The following is a 21433-nucleotide window of genomic DNA, read 5'->3' as shown; positions in this document are numbered from 1 at the left end:
GGTCACTTGACCTGACTCGGGTGGAGCTGACGCGCCAGCGACTCCACGGCCGCCGGCATCCGCACACCGAGCACGGTGGACGACAGCGGCAACACCGCGAACCGCTGGTTCCTGATCGCGGGCACGTCCTTCAGCGCCGGATGGGCGAGCAGGAACTTCTTCTTGTCCTCGACCGACTGGTCACCGTAGTCGTAGATGACGATGGCCTCGGGCGCACGCTGCGCCACCTGCTCGAACGACACGTCCCCGAAGGCCTTGTCCAGGTCGGCGAAGAGGTTGACCCCGCCGGCCCGCCGCATCATCTCGTTGCCGATGCCCTTGCCGCCCGCGGTGAACGCCGTCTTGTCACCGCTGTCGTACACGAAGAGCTTGACCGCGGGGACGCCCGCCAGCTGCGACTCGACGCGGTCGAGGACGCCGTGCAGCTTCGTCACCTGCTGCTCGGCCCGCTCGGGCACACCGAAGATCTTCGCGACGGTGCGGATCTCCGCGTCCATCGCGGCCGCGTCGACGGGACCGGTGGGGCACTCCTCGCTGTTGAGGTGCGTGTTGATGCCGGCCTTCGTGAAGGCGGCGCGGCCGCGGCCCTCCTTCTCGTCGAAGGTCGAGGACCACCCTCCGTACACGAGGTCCGGTTCGGCCTGCAACAGGACCTCGAACGACGGGTACTCCTTCGACAGGACCTTCACGCTGTCGTAGGCGCCCTGGTACTCGGGGAGGATGCGGTCGTCGAGGTAACCCGTGCCCACCATCGACTTCTCCAGGCCGAGCGCCAGCATGACCTCCGTCGCGTGCTGGTTCAGCGAGACGGCCCGCTGCGGCGGACGCTGGTAGGTGGTCCTGACCCCGCAGTTGTCCACCGTGACCGGAAAACCCGCCACGGTCCCGGCCGACGACGACGGGCCCGCGGAGGGCTTGGCGCCGCCCCCGCAGCCGGATGCGAGCAGGGCCACGACGAGCGTGGAGAGCAGGATCTTCGGGTGGTTGCGGGGCATGGGTGTGTCCTCTCGCCGCGGATGGAACGGGTGTTCTTCGTGCTACGTCGGCCGTAGCCCGGTCAATCGGTCGACGGCCGCGCAACGCCCGACGGGGTCGACGGGGTCGGCGGACGCGGAATCGGGGGCGTGAGGAAGGCCACTCGCGGGCCCGGGGGCCGGAGCGCGGAGGTGGCCGGACGCGACGGGCGCCCGGTGTGCGGGTGCCGCTTCTCCAGCTGTTCGGTCGCCACCGCCGGCCTCTCGTCCCTGCCGGGCGGCCGGTCGCGTGGCGGGGCACCCCCGTGCACGGCCGAGCCGTGGGGGAAGTGCTGACGGCCACGCCGTAGTCCGCGACGGCGTTCTCGTGTACATGACTGCGCGCCAGGTGTTCCGACTCGCCCGGCGGTGCCGGGCCCACGGTTGCGGGTCAGTGCCGGATTTCGACCGGCTTCCCCTGGTGCTGCGTGCTTTCAGCCGGAGTGCAACACGAGCCGGCCCGGGGCGTCAAGGTGGCGTACGTCGCAACGCGCCCCACGGCCCGACCGGCCATCCTCCCGACTGGCGACTCCTTGATCACTCGGGTACCGTCAGGGGCTTTCACCTGGGGGAACGGGGTGCGGACCCGAAGCCCGACGTCGGCTCCGGCGCACCGTCGACGGCGATGCCGATGCCCGCCGCCACTGCCGGCGCTCCCGCCCCACATCTCACGAACCCGTCCAGCATGCGGACTTTTGGACCGTTCCTCCAGCGAGTCGGCCTAGGGTGGCTCCCGCAGCTGGTTCGCCCCGTCCGCCAGGCGGGATGCGTCGTAAGAGGGAACCCGGTGGGAATCCGGGACTGCCCCGCAGCGGTGAGTGGGAACGACCGCCGTCATACGCACTGGACCCGTCAGGGTCTGGGAAGCGACGGCCAGTAGGAGCCGGCCCGAGTGGCCGGCGCGCCCGCGAGTCCGAAGACCTGCCCGTTGCCCGTGCGCGATCGACCGCGCACGGCTTCCCGGTGACCTCGTGGGCGGGTCGGCGTGCACCACGGACGGATCGTTCCCGTTCGCGTACCGGTCGTACGCGTTCCCGACGAACCGCCCGTTCCGGCACCCTTCGCGTCCTCGTCCCGCCACCGGGCCATGGAGACACACTCGCGAAGGAGAGTTCCGTGACCACCGAGTCCGCAGCCGCAGCAGTGCGCGCCACCGTGTACGGCTACCCCCGCCAGGGCCAGAACCGCGAACTGAAGAAGGCCGTCGAGGGCTACTGGAAGGGCCGCGTCACCGCCGACGCCCTCCGCGACACCGCCCGCGCCCTGCGCGCGGACGCCTGGCGGCAACTGACCGCCGACGGCGTCAACGAGGTCCCGACCGGCGACTTCTCGTACTACGACCACGTCCTCGACACCAGCGTCATGGTCGGCGCGGTCCCCGCCCGCCACCGGTCCGCCGTCACGGCGGACCCGCTCGACGGATACTTCGCCATGGCGCGCGGCACCCAGGACGTGGCGCCGCTCGAAATGACCAAGTGGTTCGACACCAACTACCACTACCTGGTACCCGAATTGGGCCCGGACACCGTCTTCACGGCCGACTCCACCAAGCAGGTAACCGAGTTCGGCGAGGCCCGCGCCCTCGGCCACACCGCCCGCCCGGTCCTCGTCGGCCCGGTCACCTACCTGCTCCTCGCCAAGCCCGCCCCCGGCGTCGCCGACGACTTCGAGCCCCTCACCCTCCTGGACCGGCTGCTCCCCGTGTACGCCCGGGTCCTCGCCGACCTCAAGGCGGCCGGCGCCGAGTGGGTGCAGCTCGACGAACCGGCCCTGGTCCAGGACCGGACCCCGGCCGAACTCAACGTGGCCGCCCGCACCTACCGGGAGCTCGGCGCACTGACCGAGCGCCCCAAGCTGCTGGTCGCCTCGTACTTCGACCGCCTCGGCGAGGCCCTGCCCGTCCTGGCGAAGGCGCCCGTGGAGGGTCTCGCCCTCGACTTCACCGACCGCGCCGCCGCCAACCTCGCCGACCTGGCCGCGGTCGGAGGCCTGCCCGGCAAGCGGCTGGTCGCCGGCGTGGTCAACGGCCGCAACATCTGGATCAACGACCTCCAGCAGTCGCTGGCCACCCTCGGAACCCTCCTCGGCCTGGCCGACCGGGTCGACGTCGCCGCCTCCTGCTCGCTGCTGCACGTTCCGCTGGACTCGGGCGTCGAGCGGGACATCGACCCGCAGGTCCGACGCTGGCTGGCCTTCGCCCGGCAGAAGACCGTCGAGATCGCCACGCTCGCCCGCGGCCTCGCGCAGGGCGCCGGAGCGATCACCGCCGAACTCGCCGCGAACCGCGCCGATCTGGCCTCCCGGGCCGCGTCCCCCATCACCCGCGACCCCGCGGTCCGGGCACGCACCGGGGCGATCACCGCCGCGGACGGCCGCCGCGCGCAGCCGTACGCCGACCGGGCCGCGGCCCAGCGGGCCCACCTGGGACTGCCTCTCCTGCCGACGACGACCATCGGTTCCTTCCCGCAGACGGACGAGCTGCGGGTGGCCCGCGCCGACCTGAGGGCGGGCCGGATCGACACCGCCGGGTACGAGGAGCGCATCAAGGGCGAGATCCGCGAGGTCCTCTCCTTCCAGGAGAAGACGGGCATCGACGTCCTGGTGCACGGCGAGCCCGAACGCAACGACATGGTCCAGTACTTCGCCGAGCAGCTGACGGGCTACCTCGCCACCCAGCACGGCTGGGTCCAGTCGTACGGCACCCGCTACGTCCGACCGCCGGTCCTCGCCGGGGACATCTCCCGCCCCGAACCGATGACCGTCCGCTGGACGGCGTACGCCCAGGAGCAGACCACCAAGCCGGTCAAGGGCATGCTCACCGGGCCCGTCACCATGCTCGCCTGGTCCTTCGTCCGCGACGACCAGCCGCTCGGGGAGACCGCCCGCCAGGTCGGACTCGCCCTGCGCGACGAGGTCAACGACCTCGAAGCCGCCGGGACTTCCGTCATCCAGGTCGACGAGCCCGCTCTGCGCGAAACCCTCCCGCTGCGTGCCGACGGGCACGCGGACTACCTGGCGTGGGCCACCGAGTCGTTCCGCCTCACGACCTCGGGCGTGCGGCCGGAGACCCAGATCCACACCCACATGTGCTACGCGGAGTTCGGTGACATCGTCCAGGCCATCGACGACCTCGACGCCGACGTCATCAGCCTGGAGGCCGCCCGCTCCCACATGCAGGTCGCGACCGAGCTCTCCGAGCACGGCTACCCGCGGGAGGCCGGACCCGGCGTGTGGGACATCCACTCGCCGCGCGTCCCGTCGGCCGCCGAGGCCGCCGCACTGCTGCGCAAGGGCCTTGAGGCCATCCCCGCCGAGCGGCTCTGGGTCAACCCCGACTGCGGTCTGAAGACCCGCGGTTGGACCGAGACCCGCGCCTCCCTGGAACACCTGGTGGCGGCGGCCCGCGAAGTCCGGGCGGAGGTGGGCGGCGCCGCCTGACGCGCCGGAGGGCCGGGACGTCGCGACGTTCCGGCCCGCTCGGGCCCGCGCACCTCTCCCGGCGCCACGGCGGGTCCCCCGCCGCGGCGCCGGCCGTGCGACGTCGGACCGAGCCGTGCGACGTCGGACCGAGCTGTGCGACGTCGGACCGAGCCGTGCGACGTCGGACCGAGCCGTGCGACGTCAGGCCGATCCGGCCGCGGCGGCCCGGTGGACGTGCACCGAACGCTCCAGCTCCCGGACCACCTCGGCCGCGGACGGCATCCGCTGCACCTCGTCCGCCCGGTACCGCCGCCGCGACCGGGGCGCCCGCGGTCACGACGACCAGCACCCTTCCGTACGTCTGCCAGACCCGGCTCTCCGGTGAGTGGATACCGGTCGAGTACAGCCGTAACTTCACCACCACGGCCCCGGCCAAGGTCGCGCCGTTCCACACGTTCAAGGTCACTTTCGACTCGGCGCCGATCAAGGCCGTCGCCGCCTACAACAAGCTCCTGAACACCATCTCGTTCAACTACAAGGTTCCCGCCAACGCGACCGTCGTCAGCTACAAGCTGACCGGCGGCAGCAACCTGGGCACCGCCAACCAGTGGGTCGAGCGCAACGGGAACGAGCTGCGCGTGAAGTCGGACGGCGAGTGGGTCGGCGGCGTCGAGTTCGACTTCCCGAACCTCGAAGTCACCCTGCGCGCCCCGGGCAGCGGCACCCTGACCACGGGCGCCGGCGGCTCCAGCTTCACGAACACCGCGTTCGGCTGGGACCGGCTGCAGCCCGACACCAACGAGTGGGACCCCTTCCAGTGCTACGCCGACCCGGCGCAGCCCGTCACGTTCTCGACCACCAAGGTCAAGTTCTGACCGAGGTGCGGGCAGGGGGCGGTCCGGGCCGGCCGGGAAGACCGGCCGGCCCGGGCGTCACCGTCAGCCGAGGTCGAACCGGTCGAGGTTCATGACCTTGTCCCAGGCCGCCACGAAGTCCTTCACGAACTTCGCCTTCGCGTCATCGCTCGCGTAGACCTCCGCGAGCGCGCGCAGCTCGGAGTTCGAGCCGAACACGAGGTCGGCGCGAGTGCCGGTCCACCGGACCTCGCCCGTGGCCGCGTCACGGCCCTCGAAGGAGTTGCCGTCCCCGGCCGTGGCGGTCCACGTCGTACCCAGGTCGAGCAGGTTGACGAAGAAGTCGTTCGTCAGGGTCCCGGGCGTCGTGGTGAGGACCCCGTGCCGCGACTGCTGGTGGTTCGCGCCGAGGACGCGCAGGCCACCCACGAGCACCGTCATCTCGGGGGCGCTCAGGTTCAGCAGGTTGGCCCGGTCGATCAGCAGGTACTCGGCCGGCAGCCGGTTGCCCTTGCCGAGGTAGTTGCGGAAGCCGTCGGCGGCCGGTTCCAGCGCCGCGAACGATTCGACGTCGGTCTGCTCCTGCGAGGCGTCCACCCGGCCCGGGGTGAACGGGACCTCGACGTCGAAGCCGGCGTCCTTCGCGGCCTGCTCCACGGCGGCGCCGCCCGCGAGGACGATCAGGTCGGCGAGCGAGATCCGCTTGTCCCCGGACCCGGCGGAGTGGAACTCCTCCTGGATCGACGTCAGGGTGCGCAGCACCGTCGCCAACTGGTCCGGGTCGTTGGCCTCCCACCCGCTCTGCGGCTGGAGCCGGACGCGCCCGCCGTTGGCGCCGCCGCGCTTGTCACTGCCGCGGAACGAAGCGGCCGAGGCCCACGCGGCGGAGACCAGCTGGGAAACCGACAGGTCCGAGCCGAGTACCCGCGCCTTGAGGTCGGCGACGTCGTCGGCGCCGACGGGCGCGTGCGTCACCGGCGGCAGCGGGTCCTGCCACAGCAGCGTCTCGGTCGGGACCTCCGGGCCGAGGTAGCGCACGACCGGGCCCATGTCGCGGTGGGTCAGCTTGTACCAGGCGCGGGCGAAGGCGTCCGCGAACTCCGCCGGGTTCTCGTGGAAGCGCCGGGAGATCCGCTCGTAGGCCGGGTCGAACCGCAGCGAGAGGTCGGTGGTGAGCATCGTCGGCGCGTGGGTCTTCGACGCGTCGTGGGCGTCGGGCACGGTGCCCGCCCCGGCGCCGTCCTTCGGACGCCACTGGTGCGCGCCGGCCGGGCTCTTGAACAGCTCCCACTCGTAGCCGAAGAGGATGTCGAAGAAGCTGTTGTCCCAGGCGGTCGGGGTGTCCGTCCAGATGCCCTCAAGACCACTGGTGATCGCGTCGGCACCCTTGCCGGTGCCGTGGGTGCTCTTCCAGCCGAAGCCCTGCTGCTCGATCGGCGCGGCCTCGGGGTCGTCGCCGACGCTCTCCGCGGGGCCCGCGCCGTGGGTCTTGCCGAAGGTGTGGCCACCCGCGACCAGGGCGACCGTCTCCTCGTCGTTCATCGCCATCCGGCGGAACGTCTCACGGATGTCGCGGGCCGCGGCGATCGGGTCGGGGGTGCCGTTCGGGCCCTCCGGGTTGACGTAGATGAGGCCCATCTGGACCGCGCCGAGCGGGTTCTCCAGCTCCCGGTCGCCGGTGTAGCGCTCGTCGTCGAGCCAGGTGGTCTCGGGACCCCAGTAGACGTCCTCGTCGGGCTCCCAGACGTCGGCCCGACCGCCGCCGAAGCCGAAGGTCTCGAAGCCCATCTGCTCCAGCGCGACGTTGCCGGTGAGGATGATGAGGTCGGCCCAGGAGAGGTTCTGGCCGTACTTCTTCTTGACGGGCCACAGCAGGCGGCGGGCCTTGTCCAGGTTCCCGTTGTCCGGCCAGCTGTTCAGCGGTGCGAAGCGCTGCTGACCGGCGCCGGCGCCGCCGCGCCCGTCGCTGATCCGGTAGGTGCCCGCGCTGTGCCAGGCCATTCGGATCATGAAGGGGCCGTAGTGGCCGAAGTCGGCGGGCCACCAATCCTGCGAGGTCGTCAGTACCTCGGCGATGTCCCGCTTGACGGCCGGCAGGTCGAGGGTCTTGAACGCCTCGGCGTAGTCGAACTCCTCGCCGAGCGGGTTGGCCACGGCGGGGTTCTTGGCGAGGATCTTCAGGTTCAGGCGTTCGGGCCACCATTGGCGGTTTCCGCCGCCCTGCGTCGGGTGCGCGGCGCGCTCGTGCGCGACCGGACAGCCTCCACCGCCCCCGTCCTTCGCGTCTACGACGATTGCGTCATGGTTCTCAGACATGGGAATCCTTCCGGACCGGATCACGGTGCTCAGGAACTGCATGCGTGTGGAACAGTCGGGGCGCAGGGCGCGGGGCCCCGGTCGGGCCCTCGGGTGTGGCCTCTCCTGCCGCGCTGGAGTCGTCCTGCCCCTTGGCTGTCAATAAATCCGATCCTACGATGGACGCAATCCAAGTCAAGAAGAACACCAAGCTCCGTGCCACGGGTTCCCGTCCTCCGCCGGTGGTCCCGGGGAACCCTCCGCCCGACCGAACAGGGTGATGCCATGAGTGACCTGCTGGAGCGACTGCGAGGGCGTGGATGGAGGATGACCGCCCAACGGCGCGTGGTCGCGGAAGTCCTCGACGGCGATCACGTGCACCTCACGGCCGACGAGGTGCACGCCCGAGCTGTGCGGAAGCTGCCGGAGATCTCCCGGGCGACGGTCTACAACGCCCTCGGGGAGCTGGTCTCCCTCGGCGAGGTCGCGGAGGTCTCCACCGACGGCCGCGCGAAGCGCTATGACCCGAACGCGCACCACCCGCACCAGCACCTGGTCTGTACCGGCTGCGGCCTGATCCGCGACGTCCACCCGGCCGGTGATCCCCTCGCCGGCCTCCCGGACGGGGAACGCTTCGGCTTCACCGTCGCCGGAGTCGAGGTCACCTACCGGGGACTCTGCCCGGCCTGCGCCTGAGCCCCACGCGCCCGACGCCGTCCTCCCCGGAGCCGCCCGGGGCGGTTCCGCCGTCCCGGAACCGCCCGGCCCCACCGTGGACACCGCGCCCGCGTCGGCCGGGGTCCGCATCCGCCCGCCCCGGAATCATCTGTTCCGGATCTGTCCGTCCCGGAACCGGCAACAAGGTTTGCCGGACGGACGCCCCGCGCGCACGCTCCGCGCATGAACCCGCACAGCCGTTCCGCACCGGACCCGGTCCACGCCGCCCCCCGGAACCCGAGGCCGCTCACGCCCTCGACCCGGTGGATCCTGGCCGGCCTGTCCCTCTCCGTCCTGCCGGCCTCCCTCGGCACCAGCATCGCCCACGTGGGCCTCCCGGCCATGGCGGAGGCCTTCGACGCCTCGTTCCGAGCGGTCCAGTGGATCGTCCTGGCCTACCTCCTCGCCCTCACCACCCTCATCGTCGGCGCCGGTCGGCTGGGCGACCTCGTGGGCCGCCGACGCCTGCTGCTCGGCGGGATCCTCCTCTTCACGGCCGCCTCGCTGCTGTGCGCCGCCGCGCCCACCCTGGGGCTGCTGATCGCCGCCCGCGCGGCGCAGGGCCTCGGAGCCGCCGTCATGACGGCCCTCGCCATGGCCCTCGTCACCGGGTCGGTGCCGAAGGAACGGGTCGGCCGCGCCATGGGCCTCCTCGGGACCACGTCCGCGATCGGCACCGCCCTCGGCCCCTCCCTGGGCGGACTCCTGATCTCCGGAGTCGGCTGGCAGGCCCTCTTCCTCGTCGGGGTGCCGCCCGGCCTGGTGGCCCTGTACCTGGTGCGCCGTCACCTCCCCTGCGACCCGCCCCGGTCCGCCGCCCCGGTTGCCTTCGACCACCCCGGCACCCTGCTGCTGGCCCTGACGCTCGGGGCGTACGCCCTCGCCGTGACGCTCGGCGGCGGCTTCGGCGCGGTGAACACGGCCCTGCTGGTGGCCGCCGCCTGCGGCGCGGCCCTGTTCGTACGCGTCGAGGCCCGGGCCGCGTCCCCGCTCATCCCACCGTCCGCGTTCCGCGATCCGGTGCTCGGCGCGGGCATCGTCACGAGCGCCCTCGTCTCGACGGTGATGATGACGACCCTCGTCGTCGGGCCCTTCCACCTCACGCGCGGCCTCGGGCTCCCCGGAGCCCTCGCCGGACTCGTCATGGCCTGCGGGCCGGTCGTCGCCGCGCTGACCGGCGTGCCCGCCGGCCGCCTCGCGGACCGGTTCGGCGCGCACCGCACGACCGCCGCCGGCCTTACGACGATGGCGGTCGGAACCACCGCCCTGACCGTACCGGCGTCAGGTGCCGGGCCGTTCGGGTACGCGGTCCCCCTCGTGGTGGTCACGGCCGGCTACGCGGTCTTCCAGACGGCCAACAACACCGCCGTCATGGCCGGGGTCCCCGCGGACCGCAGGGGAGTGGTGTCCGGAGTGCTCAACCTGTCCCGCAACCTCGGTCTCATCACCGGCGCGGCCGTCATGGGCGCCGTGTTCGCCCTCGCCTCGGCGACGGCCGACATCACGACGGCGGCACCCGCGTCCGTCGCCACCGGCACGCGGATCACGTACGCGGTGGCGACGGCCCTGACCCTCCTGGCCCTGACCGTGGCCACGACCACCACCCTCACCCACCGCCGCGCCACACGTGTCGTCCCGGAGCCGCGCCGAGGTGACGAGTAGCCATTCGTGATCGGAGTGACGCTCGGTCAGGAGGGAGGGAGCGTCGGCCCGGGAAGCCTGCCCCGACCGACCCACCGGGTCAGGGGGTGAACCTCATCGCCGGGTCGTCCGAGCCGCGGGCGAGGTGGAGTGTGACGGCACGTCCGTCGGCCGGTTCTCCTGCGGGGGAGGTGGGCAGCGAAAACCGCAGGGACCGGTAGAGCTCGCCGCGGTACACCGCGAACGCCGACTCCATCTCCGACGCGAAGCGCTCCGCCCGCCTCGGCAGCACCCCGTACACCACCACCGGCACGACGAGCAGTCCGACCGGCACTGCCCAGTAGGAGAACGGCCACATCGAGGCCGCGAACGCCAGGCCCCACAGAACGGACGCCGTTGCCCGGTCCAGCCCGGCGCGGGCCTGTTCGACGGTGAGCAGCGCCGGTTCCGGGAGCACCCGTGACAACGCGGGCCAGGCCACGGCAGGGTCCAGCCCGTACCGGCCCTCGATCCGTCGTTCCGAGGCGCGAACGAGATTGCCCAGCCGGGTCGGCAGCAGGTACGCCGGGTCGGCCGGGTAGCGCCGCCGGGCCCGCTCCCACCGCTGGTAGGCGGCCAGCTCGCGCGGTCCGGAGCCGGCGGCCTGCTGCAGGGTGAGGGCCAGGCGCCATCGGTCGCGCGTTCGAGTCGCCCGTTTCCCGGCCGCCCAAAGGAACGGCATCGCGCACCATCGCCACACCGGTCCGAGCCCATGCAGGAACCTCAGCAGCGGTGCCGCGAGAGCTCGTGCGATGAGGCCCGCGGCGGCGAGGGCGAGTACCCCCGCGAGTACGAGGACCACCGTCACTGGCGTACCGGCCTTCTGCATCCATCCGCCGACGGCCCGGACCCTGTCGATATCGCCGTCGGACCACAGGACGATACCGGCGCAGCACAACAGGAACATCATCGGCTGGAGGGCGAGCGAGAGCCACCGCTCCAGGGCGCGGGGGCCCAGAGCGCTCAGAACCTGTTCCAACACGGCATTCTCCGCTCTTCGGCACGTCGGACGGACCGGGGCCGCGTCGTGGGCGTGCGCCGGCGTACAGCTGTGGACGACGGATACGGATCAGATGGAGGGCATGCGGACGACACCGGGGGTGCGGCAGTGCTCGCACTTCTCGGGAACGGGGTCGGCTGCGTCGGCCCGGGGCCAGGTGTGCCCGCAGGCGCCGCATTTCCAGATGGAGACGGGTGGGACAGGCCCGGGAAGGCCCACCGGACCGCCGCGCAAGGTGTCCCTGCCCCGTTTCCTCGCCGGGCGGTACAGCGGCCGGTCGGACAGCACGTCCTCCAGGTGTGTGCGGGTGGCGCGGTGGCGTCCCAACAGTTCCGTGAGCCGTGCGGCGCCGGCCTCGTCCGGCGGGTCGGTCTCTGCGAGGACTGTGTCGAGTTCCGTCCTGAAGGCTTCGGCCTTGGGGCCCAACAGCCTTTTCAGGTAGGGCTGTACGTTGTGGGCGGCGGCGTACACGCCGGTCACGTCGATTCCGTCCGAGCTGCTCACATCGAGTCCTTTCGAGAGGCTGCCGGTTCGAGGCCGCCGACGTGCAGGAGGCAGGCCCAGACCGACGGACGGTCGCTCCACCCCGACCTCAGACCCAGGACTGCCTCGTGCAGGGCGTCCGCCGCGACGGTCGGGCCGTCCGCCGCGACGGCTTTGTGGACGTCCCGCACCACGGACAGCGCGGGCTCGCCGAGCAGGGGCCACAGCGTGCCGATGACCTGCTGGAAACCGGCGAGCCGGAACCCGGAGACCAGATGCACGGCCTCGTCCGGATTGCGCAGGCCCGGAGCGGCGGTGGAGCAGGCCGCGAGGAAGGCGAATTCGGCGTCGGTGAGTCGGAGCGCGGAGATCGCCGTGACGTCGAAGGGTCGCGTCGCGTGGTCGGCGAGCCGTAGTTGCCCGGCTGCCGGATCGTTCGGGTCGGTGTCGGCGTGACAGGCGAAGTGGACGCGGTGCGCGGCCTTCAGGGCGGTCTCGACGTTCTCCCGGGTGGCGTTCGGTCCGATGAGGCGCTCCACGGGCCCGGCTGCGAGTCGGGTGACCGTGTCCGCCTCGACGAGGGTGTCCGGCCTTTCCGCGTCGGCGGACACCCCGGGAGCGGTTGCGGTGGCAACGACCAGGGTGCGGACCGGTTCGTCGGTCCGACGGGCCTCCCGAGTGGGAGAGCCGACAGGCAACAGGGAGTCGAGGGTGGGGGTGTATGAGGAGACGACCCGGTCGGGGACGGTGAACGGGTCGTCGTCGAAGAGTGTGTCGGTCCGGCCTGCGGCGTGCAGGGGCAGGGCGCTGAGGGCCCCCGCCGGGCACCACCACACCCGCGGCCGCTCCGACAGCGGGCCACTGGCGCGGGCGCGGTGCCCGAGTGCGTCGAGGACGGGGCCGGTCACGGCATCCCAGAGATCGCCGAGGATCTCGTCGATCTCTTCCTCGGCGGCCTCGGCGGCGGCCTCTTCGAAGGTGTCCGGGGCCAGAGCGGTCTCAAGCGCCCGGCCCAGCCGCTGGGTTCGGTCGGCGGCGAACGCGGGTGTGAGCCTGGGCAGTCGGACCACCTCGGGGTCGCGTCCCGCCCGCAGGAGTACCGCGTCGGAGCGCAGGCGGGAGACGTTGACGACGACGATCGCGCCGTTCTCGCCGGCCGCCCCGCTCAGTCGGGCCAGGTCCGGTGGGACCCGAAAGTCCGGCAGGGCCGCCTCGGCACGGATCCGGCCGACGACCACGTCGATCTCGGCCGAGATCAGCCGCCGCCGCTCCACCGGGTCGGCGACGCCGGCGAGTAGTCCCGAGAGGGGATCGATGCGTGCCCCGATGTCGTTCCCCGGCGCAGGGCGAGCCTCCTCCGGGGCGGACAACGCGGACTGGAGGACGTGGAGGCGCTCGGCGAGCTCGGGCGCCAGTTCGGAGAGTTCCGTCAGATCGGTGCGGGCGGCGAGGGCCTGCCGCAGGATCACGCCCCGCCCCTGTTCGAAGAGGAGCACTCCCTCGGAGGTCCGGCCGGCGTCGAGACAACAGGCCAGTGCATCGGACGCGAGGCCGCGCAGGGCCGTGAGTCGTGCTTCCTGATCGGCGCGCCGCAGCGCCGAGGGAGCCACGGTCTTCAGACGTGCCACCGCCTCCGCGTAGGCGTCGGCCGCCGCCGATGGGTTCCCGGCGCGGGCCGCGTTGGAACCGAGGGCCGCTGTCGCCAGAGCGGCGCCGACGGAATCGGCCGACGGGTGGGCGGCGGCCAACCGGTAGGCGTGGTCGGCGCGGGCGTGGGCGGCCGCACGGTCGGCCTCGCGGGCGCCGGTGGCGGCGAGGGACTCGGCCGTGAGTCGGTGCGCGTTCCCCACCGCGTGAAGCCCGGCCGCGTACAGCCAGGAACCGGACGGGCAGTGGCTGAGGACCTGTTCGGCGGCCTCCAGCGCCGCCGTCGCGTCAGCCGTGCTCCCCGTGGATTCGGCCCGGGTCAGCAGTGCGTTGCACCGGTTCAGGAAGGTGCCGGCCACGGGCTGGGAGAGGATGTCACCGATTGCGGCGGCCCGCAGCTCGGCGAGCGCCGTGTCTGCCGCGGTCAAGGCCGCCTCGATGTCCTCGGTGGTGCCGGAGGCCTGCGCCCGGAGTTGAAGCAGTCGGCTGTGGTTGGCGAGGGTGACGGCCCGGTCGGCACTGCCCCGGCCGAAGACCTCGGTTGCCGTCCGGGAGGCGTTCACCGCCGCGTCGAGGTCCGCCGGATCGGCCGTTCGCCCGTACCGGGTGTGATGGGCCATGGACAGGTGGGACAGGGTCAGTCCGGCCATCTCCCGACTGGTCACCGGGAGACTCACGGCCTCCTGGGAGAAGGCCAGGAGCTCGTCCAGGTCCTCCCGGTGCCCGAGGTTCTCGTACCGCAGGCGCAAGGCGTTGGCCAGCAGCGCCAAGGTGTACGGGCGGAGCGGGTGTGTCTTGCTTAGGAGTCCGAGACAGCGCCGGTGGACTCGAATGGCCTCATCCAGATCGCTCCGGGACCCCGTGAGTTCGGCCCGGATCCGGCGGGCGATGGCCAGGTTGTTGAACGCTCCCGGCAGTTCGCCCGCGGAAGCCCGGGGCCAGGTGTCGATCAGCTCGCCCCACGACTCGATCGCCTCGTCCAGGTCCGCCCGGGTTCCGCCGACGCGCAGGCCCATCATGAGGGCGGAGGCGTGCGCGATGCGCACCATGTGCAGGCCCGTATCGTCCGCGGCCAGCACCTGGGTGGCCGTGCGGGCGGCCTCCACCGCCTTCGCCGCAGAGGTCGCGTCCCCCCGTTCGACGCGCAGAACGTGCAGTTGAGCGAGGTACGCGAGGTGGACGGCCCTGCTGTGGCACTCCCAATGGGTGTCCTCGCGGATCGCCGACAGGTGCCCCACCACGGTGTCCAGGAATGTGTCGGCGGCGGCCCCGGCATGCCCGTCACGCACCCGGACGGCGGCGACCTCGGCGACGGCACACGCCGCCGAATACCGCGAGAAGTACTTGGTGGGGCCCGTTCCGACGCGCCCCGGTTCCGACAGCTCGACCGCCCCGACCCAGAAGGCCATCAGATCGCGTTCCGCCTGGTCGGCGCCCGGCGGCAGGGCGTGGTACCGGATCCAGTGCATCGTACCCACGGCCTGCGAGGCACTGAGATCCCCGAACGGGTCGGGCACCGAGGCGTCGACCGTCGCCAGCGCCGCGTCCACGTCCCGACCGAACGCGAGCCGCCGCACGGAGCCCGGCTTCCTCACGTACGCGTTGGCCCGCTCGCGTAAGAACCGCACGGCGCCGTGCGCATCCGCCGCCATCACCATGTTGCCCCCCACAGTCCGTCCTGTCCGAATGCCGACTCCCCGACGGTTCCCTACCCCACCCCCCACGCGCGACAACCCCGCCCGCCGCACCTGATCCGTCGCCCGAACCGGGCGTTCTCCGGGGGTGGGTGAGGAGGTGTCATCGGCGCCCTCCGCGTTGCGCGGGGTGCTTCGTCCGGTCACAGAGTGGTGGAGACCACTTGTCCCCGGCGTTTGAGTCGTTCTAGCCTCCTCCAAGTTGTGCAATACGAAACAGGCGTTGCACCCTGTGCAACGCGTTCGCACTCTCTCCCGGGGAACCGCCCATGAAGCTCCGCTCCCGCATAGCCGTACCCCTCGCCGCGCTCGTCCTGACCGGCCTGACCGCCCTGACGTCCACCGCCTGCGCGCCCCAGACCTCCGGCGCCACCTCGTCGAAGGACGAGAAGGCGGGGACCCTGCGCGTCTGGCTCTTCCAGGAGGTCAACAACGACCCCAAGAAGAAGGTCGTCGACGGAGCCGTCGCCGCCTTCACCGGGCAGCACGCCGGAGTGAAGGTCGAGGTCGAGTACATCCCGGTCGAGACCCGGGCCCAGCGCATCAAGGCCGCCTTCAACGACCCCAAGAGCGCCCCCGACCTGATCGAGTACGGCAACACCGACACCGCCGGCTACGTCAAGGACGGCGGACTCGCCGACATCAGCGCGGAGTTCGCCGCCTGGGCGGAGGCCAAGGACACCGATGGCACGGCCGCCCGGTCGGTCACCGTCGGCGGCAAGGTGTACGGCGCACCGCTCTTCGTCGGCGTGCGGGCCCTGTACTACCGCACCGACGTCTTCACGGAACTGGGACTGGCGCCGCCGCGGACCCAGGACGAACTGGTCGCCACGGCCAAGCAGATCCGCAAGGCCCGGCCCGAGCTGTACGGCCTGGCCGTCGGCGGCGCCTACACCTACGGCGCGATGCCCTTCATCTGGGCCAACGGCGGCGAACTCGCCGAGGAGGGCGCCGGCACGTTCAGGTCGACGATCAACAGCGACGCCGCCCGCAAGGGCATCGAGACGTACACCTCCCTCTTCGGCGACGACAACTGTCCTGCCGCCAAGTGCGCCGCCATGGGCGGCAACGCCACCGTCACCGCCTTCGCCTCCGGCAACGCGGCCATGGCCATCGGCGGCGACTTCAGCCACCAGGCCGTCGAGGCGGGCACGGTGAAGGGCAAGTACGCCGTCGTCCCGCTGCCCGGGGTCAAGGAGGGCGAGATCGCCCCGGCCTTCGCAGGCGGCAACAACATCGGCGTCCTCAAGAGCAGTTCCCACCGCACGCTCGCCGTCGACCTGATGAAGCGGTTCGCCGGCAAGGACACCCAACGGCAGCTCTTCGACGCCATGGGCTTCCTGCCCACCTACACCGACGTCCGCGCCGAGGTGGCGAAGAAGGACCCGTTCGTGGAACCGTTCGTGCGGACCCTCGCGGCGGGCACCAGGTTCGTACCGGCCTCCCCGGGCTGGGGACAGATCGACGCCTCGACCGTCCTGCCGACGATGTTCCAGGAGATCGTCAGCGGCAAGAAGGACGTACCCGCCGCCGCCGGGGACGCGGCGAAGAAGATGGACGCGGCCTTCTCCAGCGCCGGCTGACCGGCCCCGCGGACATGACGCACGAAGCCCCGGCCCTCGCGCCGCCGACCACATCCCCCAAGACCGCCCCGGCTCCGGCACCCCGACCGCCGCGCACCCGCGGCGGGCGCCACGGCAGCCGCTGGACCCCCTGGCTGTACCTCGCCCCGGCCCTGCTCGTCCTCGCCGCCCTGCTGGTCTACCCGATCTACCAGCTCGGCCTGATCTCCTTCCTCGAATACACCCAGGCCCAGGTCAGCGGCGGTGAACCCACCACGTTCAAGGGCCTCGACAACTACCGGACGCTCTTCGCCGACGCCCAGTTCCGACAGGTCCTGCTCGCGACCGTCGTCTTCGCCGCCGCCTGCGTGGTCACCACCCTCGCCGTCGGCTGCGCGCTCGCCGTCCTGCTGACCCGGATCCGGGCGCTCCCCAGGCTCGCCCTGATGCTGGCCGCGCTCGGTGCGTGGGCCACCCCGGCCGTCACCGGGTCCACCGTCTGGGTCTTCCTCTTCGACCCGGACTACGGCCCGGTCAACCGGCTGCTCGGCCTCGGGGACTTCTCCTGGACGTACGGACGCTTCAGCGCCTTCGCCCTCGTCCTCTTCGAGGTCGTCTGGTGCTCGTTCCCGTTCGTCATGGTCACCGTGTACGCGGGCATCAGGGCGATCCCCACCGAGGTGCTGGAGGCGGCCTCGCTGGACGGCGCCTCCCAGTGGCGGATCTGGCGCTCCGTCATCGCGCCGATGCTGCGCCCCATCCTGATCGTCGTCACCATCCAGTCGATCATCTGGGACTTCAAGGTCTTCACCCAGATCTACGTGATGACGGCGGGCGGCGGCATCGCGGGCCAGAACCTCGTCCTCAACGTCTACGCCTACCAGAAGGCCTTCGCGTCCTCCCAGTACAGCCTGGGCTCGGCGATCGGCGTCGTCATGCTGCTGATCCTGCTGGCCGTCACCCTCGTCTACCTACGCCTCATGCGACGGCAGGGAGAAGAACTGTGAGCCCCACCGGCACGCACCCCACGCTCCCAGCCACCCGGACGGTCCGGACTCCCCGGACCCCCCGCACCGCCGGGAGGGCCCGGTTCGGGATCCGTCGCCCCTGGCGGCTCGCGGCCGAGGCGTCCGCGCTGGCCGTAGCCCTGGTCGTCGCGTTTCCCCTGTACTGGATGGTGCTCTCCGCCCTCAAGCCGGCGGGGGAGATCCAGTCGATCGAGGCCCGCCCGTGGACCCTCGCGCCGTCCCTCGACTCGTTCCGCCGGGTCTTCGAACAGCAGGAATTCGGACGCTACTTCCTCAACAGCCTCCTCGTCGCGGGCTCGGTGGTCCTCGCCTCCGCGCTGATCGCCTTCCTCGCGGCGACCGCCGTCTCCCGATTCCGGTTCCGCTTCCGCACGACGCTGCTCATCATGTTCCTGGTCGCGCAGATGGTGCCGATCGAAGCCCTGACGATCCCGCTCTTCTTCCTGATGCGGGACACGGGACAGCTCAACACCCTCTGGTCGCTGGTCCTGCCCCACATCGCCTTCTCCCTGCCGTTCGCGATCTGGATGCTGCGCGGCTTCGTGAAGGCGGTCCCCGAGGCGCTGGAGGAGGCGGCGTACATCGACGGCGCGAGCCGCACCCGCTTCCTGTGGCAGATCCTCTTCCCGCTGGTCTTCCCGGGGCTCGTGGCGACGAGCGTCTTCTCCTTCATCTCCACCTGGAACGACTTCCTCTTCGCGAAGTCGTTCATCATCAGCGACACCTCCCAGTCGACCCTCCCCATGGCCCTGCTGGTGTTCTTCAAGCCGGACGAGAACGACTGGGGCGGCATCATGGCCGCCTCCACGGTGATGACCCTGCCGGTCCTCGTCTTCTTCGTCCTCGTCCAACGCCGCCTGGTCTCGGGCCTCGGCGGCGCGGTGAAGGACTGACCCCCGCCCCACCAACTCACCCGACCCCACCCCAAGCCCCCTCCCGCCTCCCCGGCGGGCGGGGGCGCTCTCGTGCGTGCGGGATCAGTCCAGGGGGAGTTCCTGGTGCGCGGCCACGATGGCGTCGATCCGGTGCGCCAAGTCGAAGTCCGCGCGCGTCAGCCGGTTCCCCGCGTCGTGCGTGGTGATCGAGGCACGCAGGTGATCGATACGGAGGTCGAGATCGGCGTGATGCTGAATCCTCCGGGACCGGTCGGCGATCGTCACGATCGCAGCCACCGCGGCGTGGTAGCGGATCGCGTACGTTCGGGTGATCGCGTCGCCTTCCTGTACCCAACCAGGCAGGCCGGCCAAATGCTCGGCGATCTCCTCGTGTGTCATCGGCGTCGACTCACCCATGTCATACCCCCTCGGTCACGGGCGCCAGGAGCTCGGCAAGGTCCCGGCCCACGGGCGCATCCTGCCACGGGCGCATGACCCGCTCCAGGGTGGCCAGTTCCCGGACCATTCGGGCGGAGCGGGTCGCGGCTGCGATCTCCGCCGCTTCCCCCGCGATCTCCAGTGCCTGCTCCGGTTCCCGGGCACCGGCCGCTGCGATGGCGTGCCGGGCCAGGTAGACCCCGCGGTCCCGGCGGGCGGACGCCGGGACTTCGGCCAGGACTTGCGACCACAAGGATGCGGCTTCGCGGCCGAGACGGAGGCGTCCGTAGCAAGTGGCTCGCTGCACCTCCAAGTAGCCCGGCGTGCGGCGGCAGGCGTTACCCCAGGGCAGGTCATCGTCAACCCGGGAGAGCAGGCCGCTCGCGGTGTCGATGAGCCGGTCGACGGCGGTGCGGTCGCCGATGAGCCCGGCGCCGTGAGCCTGCTGCTGCATCGCCATGATGCGCACACGTTCCTGCACACGACCGAGGAGAAGCATGTCCACCCCGCCCGTACCGCCCTGCTCCACCCGCCCCGGCAACCCGGTCCCGCCGCCTGTCGTGCTGAACGCCCGCGCGCTGCTGAACGACGCCCAGTTCAGCGGCGTCCTCGCCACGGTGCTCGACAACAACCCCGACATGGACATCAGCATGGGGTCGCATCGTCGTCGAGGCCTTGAAGTTCGTGGCCGCCGGGGCCCGGACACCGGTGGGCATCGCCCCGTCCCGGGTCGTCGACGAGGGCCGGCATGCGCTCATTCTGCACACGGCCCTGTACCAGGACCTGTGTGGGCGGCTCGGCGGTGCCTTCGTCCATCACTATCCGGAGCGCCCGGACACCGGCCGCTACGACCAGGAGATCCACGACCGGACCTTGGTCGCGATCCGGGCTGCCGGGTACGAGCCGGACCTCCGGCTATGGGCGGGACCGGAAGACGAGCTGGTGTCCGTGGCGGCGAAGTGCCAGCACGCGCCGAGCTGCACGATCCGGCCGATGCCGATGCCGATGCCGATGCCGATGCCGATGCCGAAGCCGGAGTGGCCGGCGCAGCCGTAGTCCGGCGCCTTTGACAGGGAGGTTCGGATGACCGAATGGATCGACCCGCGGTACGCGGAGCTGGTGGCCGAGTGGGAAGCGGCGCAGAGGCCGGACTCGCGTGACCCGGACGAGCCTCGCCCGGTGCGGGGGTTCCTCGTTCCGCACTCCGAGGGCTAGGTACGAGACCAGCCCCGGCCGGCTGCCACCGGCCGGGGTCTCATCTGACATGTCGTTGCCCCGACCGTCCACAGACGGTCGGGGCAACACTGCTCCCTGAGGCCTCGTGAGCTGTTGTTCCAGGCGGGTGCGACGTTCCGGAATCGTTCCGGTCGGGCCCTGGATTCCGGCGAAATTCCGTACGTTCACGAAGCCTTAGGAAACATCTTGGAGCGCCATGAAATAGGTTCCGTTGCAGGTCAACGCTGTAGAAGACCTCTGACCTGCTCAGGCGCTCTCGGCCTGGAACATCCAGTGGTGCTTTTCGAGGTCGCCCGTCAGGCCGATCAGGATGTCCTCGGTGACCGGGTCGGCGTCGCCCGTCGCCTGGATGCGCTCGCGCATGCGGGTGATCACCGCGCCCAGGGCGTCCACGAGGACCTGTACGGCGTCCACGTCCTTCACCCAGCCCTCCTTAACCCCGGCGATCCCGCTCGTCGACGCCACCGTCGCCGCCCGGCCGTCGGGGGAGACCCCGAGGGCGGAGGCGCGTTCGGCGACCACGTCGGAGTGGGTGCGGGCCGAGGTGACCACCTCGTCCAGCTGGAGGTGGACCGACCGGAAACGCGGGCCGACCACGTTCCAGTGCACCTGCTTGGCGACGAGGGAGAGGTCGACGAGGTCCACCAGGGCGCCTTGCAGGGCGTCGCCCACGATCTTCAGGTCGGCGTCCTTGAGGGAGCTCTTCACGATGGCCACTGGGAATCTCCACTTCGCGATGTCGCCGACGGCGCGTCCGCCCCCATGGGAGCGGCGGAGTCGACGAACACGGTGTCTCGGTCGAAACCTCGCCTACCCACCCCAGTCGGGAGGAAACAGTCAAGAACCGGCCAGTCGGCGCGCGCCCCGACGCACACCCGTCGCCCCGCACCCAGGGGCCCCGTACCGAACGGTCGGCACGGGGCGCACAATGGCTGCCGACGCGCCGCGACGCGGGGCGTCACCGACTACGGAAGGAACCACCACCATGGGCCGTACTCCCGCAGTGGGGGACATCGTGGGCGACTTCTCCCTGCCCGGAGGAGTCCTGCTCCAGGACCGGTTCGAACGCTCCGATTACGCACTGGCCGACCAGCGCGGCAAGCCCGTGGTCCTGGCCTTCTACCCGGGGGACAACACCCCCGTCTGCACGAGACAGCTGTGCTCCTACTCCGACGGCCTCGACGCGCTCCGGACGTCCGGAGCCACGGTCTGGGGCATCAGCCCCCAGGGCGTCGACAGCCACGAAAGCTTCGCCCGCGACCGCGACCTGCGCATTCCGCTGCTCGCCGACGAGGGGCGGACCGTCGCCCGGGCGTTCGGCATCGACGCCCCGCTGATCGGGCTGCGACGTTCCGTGTTCATCGTGGGGCCCGACGGCCGCCTCCACTGGAAGCGCGTCGGCGCGGTGGGTGCCACGTTCCCCGCTCCCGACGTCCTCGCCCGGCAGCTCGCCACCATCGGCTAGCGCCCGACGCGCGCACAGGTGTGCGG

At 71.5% G+C, this 21433-nt stretch carries 18 protein-coding genes and 2 riboswitches; of the genes, 10 read left to right on the top strand and 8 right to left on the bottom strand.

The genetic code is table 11. The features are described 5' to 3' along the window. Positions 1–2 precede the first annotated feature (2 nt). Positions 3–995 carry an ABC transporter substrate-binding protein gene (locus ACFVS6_RS32810; protein ID WP_389709665.1) on the bottom strand — a complete coding sequence of 331 codons (993 nt, stop codon included), beginning with the start codon at positions 993–995 and terminating at the stop codon, positions 3–5. A 344-nt stretch (positions 996–1339) separates the two neighbouring features. Beyond that, a riboswitch (cobalamin riboswitch) is annotated at positions 1340–1476 on the bottom strand. A gap of 260 nt (positions 1477–1736) precedes the next feature. Further along, positions 1737–1957, top strand: a riboswitch (cobalamin riboswitch). Between the two features lie 172 nt (positions 1958–2129). Here ACFVS6_RS32810 and metE point away from each other — a divergent pair. Together metE and ACFVS6_RS32800 are read left to right on the top strand one after the other, a co-directional pair. Beyond that, positions 2130–4451 carry a 5-methyltetrahydropteroyltriglutamate--homocysteine S-methyltransferase gene (gene metE / locus ACFVS6_RS32805; RefSeq protein ID WP_389709663.1) on the top strand — a complete coding sequence of 774 codons (2322 nt, stop codon included), beginning with the start codon at positions 2130–2132 and terminating at the stop codon, positions 4449–4451. 155 nt (positions 4452–4606) lie between these two features. After that, positions 4607–5308: a hypothetical protein gene (locus ACFVS6_RS32800; protein WP_389709661.1), complete on the top strand. Its 702-nt coding sequence runs from the start codon at positions 4607–4609 to the stop codon at positions 5306–5308. Positions 5309–5371: 63 nt separating this feature from the next. Here the strand turns inward: ACFVS6_RS32800 and katG are convergent, their stop codons facing one another. Next, positions 5372–7603: a catalase/peroxidase HPI gene (gene katG / locus ACFVS6_RS32795; protein ID WP_389709659.1), complete on the bottom strand. Its 2232-nt coding sequence runs from the start codon at positions 7601–7603 to the stop codon at positions 5372–5374. Between the two features lie 264 nt (positions 7604–7867). On the opposite strand from katG, the gene ACFVS6_RS32790 reads away from it, so the two are divergent. Beyond that, positions 7868–8278, top strand: coding sequence for a Fur family transcriptional regulator (locus tag ACFVS6_RS32790; protein ID WP_389709656.1), 411 nt, complete (start codon positions 7868–7870; stop codon positions 8276–8278). A gap of 204 nt (positions 8279–8482) precedes the next feature. Further along, entirely contained in the window at positions 8483–9961 is a 1479-nt protein-coding gene (locus ACFVS6_RS32785) for an MFS transporter (protein WP_389709654.1), read from the top strand. A gap of 79 nt (positions 9962–10040) precedes the next feature. Here the strand turns inward: ACFVS6_RS32785 and ACFVS6_RS32780 are convergent, their stop codons facing one another. The 3 genes from ACFVS6_RS32780 to ACFVS6_RS32770 form a co-directional block, all read right to left on the bottom strand. Continuing rightward, positions 10041–10958 (bottom strand): hypothetical protein, encoded by a 918-nt coding sequence (locus ACFVS6_RS32780; RefSeq protein ID WP_389709652.1) that lies wholly within the window; start codon positions 10956–10958, stop codon positions 10041–10043. Between the two features lie 90 nt (positions 10959–11048). Beyond that, a complete protein-coding gene (locus tag ACFVS6_RS32775) occupies positions 11049–11483 on the bottom strand; it encodes a hypothetical protein (RefSeq protein WP_389709650.1) in 435 nt (144 codons plus the stop codon). Then, entirely contained in the window at positions 11480–14779 is a 3300-nt protein-coding gene (locus tag ACFVS6_RS32770; protein ID WP_389709648.1) for a CHAT domain-containing protein, read from the bottom strand. Before ACFVS6_RS32770 ends, ACFVS6_RS32775 begins: the two co-directional genes overlap by 4 nt. 293 nt (positions 14780–15072) lie before the next feature. Here ACFVS6_RS32770 and ACFVS6_RS32765 point away from each other — a divergent pair, with 293 nt between their 5' ends. From ACFVS6_RS32765 to ACFVS6_RS32755, 3 genes are all read left to right on the top strand, one after another. Then, positions 15073–16386, top strand: coding sequence for an extracellular solute-binding protein (locus tag ACFVS6_RS32765; RefSeq protein WP_389709646.1), 1314 nt, complete (start codon positions 15073–15075; stop codon positions 16384–16386). Between the two features lie 14 nt (positions 16387–16400). Next, on the top strand, positions 16401–17372 hold the full coding sequence (locus ACFVS6_RS32760; RefSeq protein ID WP_389709644.1) for a carbohydrate ABC transporter permease: 972 nt from the start codon (positions 16401–16403) through the stop codon (positions 17370–17372). An 89-nt stretch (positions 17373–17461) separates the two neighbouring features. Further along, on the top strand, positions 17462–18286 hold the full coding sequence (locus ACFVS6_RS32755) for a carbohydrate ABC transporter permease (RefSeq protein WP_389709716.1): 825 nt from the start codon (positions 17462–17464) through the stop codon (positions 18284–18286). Positions 18287–18370: 84 nt separating this feature from the next. Here ACFVS6_RS32755 and ACFVS6_RS32750 read toward each other — a convergent pair whose 3' ends face one another. Next, on the bottom strand, positions 18371–18685 hold the full coding sequence (locus ACFVS6_RS32750) for a 4a-hydroxytetrahydrobiopterin dehydratase (RefSeq protein ID WP_389709642.1): 315 nt from the start codon (positions 18683–18685) through the stop codon (positions 18371–18373). A 1-nt stretch (position 18686) separates the two neighbouring features. Beyond that, positions 18687–19358 carry a hypothetical protein gene (locus tag ACFVS6_RS32745; RefSeq protein WP_389709640.1) on the bottom strand — a complete coding sequence of 224 codons (672 nt, stop codon included), beginning with the start codon at positions 19356–19358 and terminating at the stop codon, positions 18687–18689. A gap of 56 nt (positions 19359–19414) precedes the next feature. Between ACFVS6_RS32745 and ACFVS6_RS32740 the strand changes: the two genes are divergently transcribed. Next, positions 19415–19762, top strand: coding sequence for a hypothetical protein (locus ACFVS6_RS32740; RefSeq protein ID WP_389709638.1), 348 nt, complete (start codon positions 19415–19417; stop codon positions 19760–19762). 27 nt (positions 19763–19789) lie between these two features. After that, positions 19790–19921 (top strand): hypothetical protein, encoded by a 132-nt coding sequence (locus ACFVS6_RS32735; protein WP_389709636.1) that lies wholly within the window; start codon positions 19790–19792, stop codon positions 19919–19921. A 267-nt stretch (positions 19922–20188) separates the two neighbouring features. Here ACFVS6_RS32735 and ACFVS6_RS32730 read toward each other — a convergent pair whose 3' ends face one another. Next, complete coding sequence (locus ACFVS6_RS32730; protein WP_389709634.1) at positions 20189–20659, bottom strand: Dps family protein; 471 nt, start codon at positions 20657–20659, stop codon at positions 20189–20191. A gap of 268 nt (positions 20660–20927) precedes the next feature. Between ACFVS6_RS32730 and ACFVS6_RS32725 the strand changes: the two genes are divergently transcribed. Continuing rightward, the gene (locus ACFVS6_RS32725) at positions 20928–21407 is read left to right on the top strand and encodes a peroxiredoxin (RefSeq protein WP_389709632.1); all 480 of its coding nucleotides are present in this window, start codon (positions 20928–20930) and stop codon (positions 21405–21407) included. Positions 21408–21433: the final 26 nt, after the last annotated feature.

It is taken from the genome of Streptomyces sp. NPDC057939 (assembly GCF_042887545.1).
GTDB lineage: Bacteria > Actinomycetota > Actinomycetes > Streptomycetales > Streptomycetaceae > Streptomyces.
Note: the sequence above shows the minus strand (reverse complement) of the source record. Positions and strands in the feature narration are given on the sequence as shown.

Bases quoted from the DNA above. Each gene is read 5' to 3' on its own strand.
- ACFVS6_RS32810 (WP_389709665.1), bottom strand. From the start codon at position 995: ATGCCCCGCAACCACCCGAAGATCCTGCTCTCCACGCTCGTCGTGGCC.
- katG (WP_389709659.1), bottom strand. From the start codon at position 7,603: ATGTCTGAGAACCATGACGCAATCGTCGTAGACGCGAAGGACGGGGGC.
- ACFVS6_RS32790 (WP_389709656.1), top strand. From the start codon at position 7,868: ATGAGTGACCTGCTGGAGCGACTGCGAGGGCGTGGATGGAGGATGACC.
- ACFVS6_RS32785 (WP_389709654.1), top strand. From the start codon at position 8,483: ATGAACCCGCACAGCCGTTCCGCACCGGACCCGGTCCACGCCGCCCCC.
- ACFVS6_RS32765 (WP_389709646.1), top strand. From the start codon at position 15,073: ATGAAGCTCCGCTCCCGCATAGCCGTACCCCTCGCCGCGCTCGTCCTG.
- ACFVS6_RS32760 (WP_389709644.1), top strand. From the start codon at position 16,401: ATGACGCACGAAGCCCCGGCCCTCGCGCCGCCGACCACATCCCCCAAG.
- ACFVS6_RS32750 (WP_389709642.1), bottom strand. From the start codon at position 18,685: ATGGGTGAGTCGACGCCGATGACACACGAGGAGATCGCCGAGCATTTG.
- ACFVS6_RS32745 (WP_389709640.1), bottom strand. From the start codon at position 19,358: ATGCTGATGTCCATGTCGGGGTTGTTGTCGAGCACCGTGGCGAGGACG.
- ACFVS6_RS32735 (WP_389709636.1), top strand. From the start codon at position 19,790: ATGACCGAATGGATCGACCCGCGGTACGCGGAGCTGGTGGCCGAGTGG.
- ACFVS6_RS32725 (WP_389709632.1), top strand. From the start codon at position 20,928: ATGGGCCGTACTCCCGCAGTGGGGGACATCGTGGGCGACTTCTCCCTG.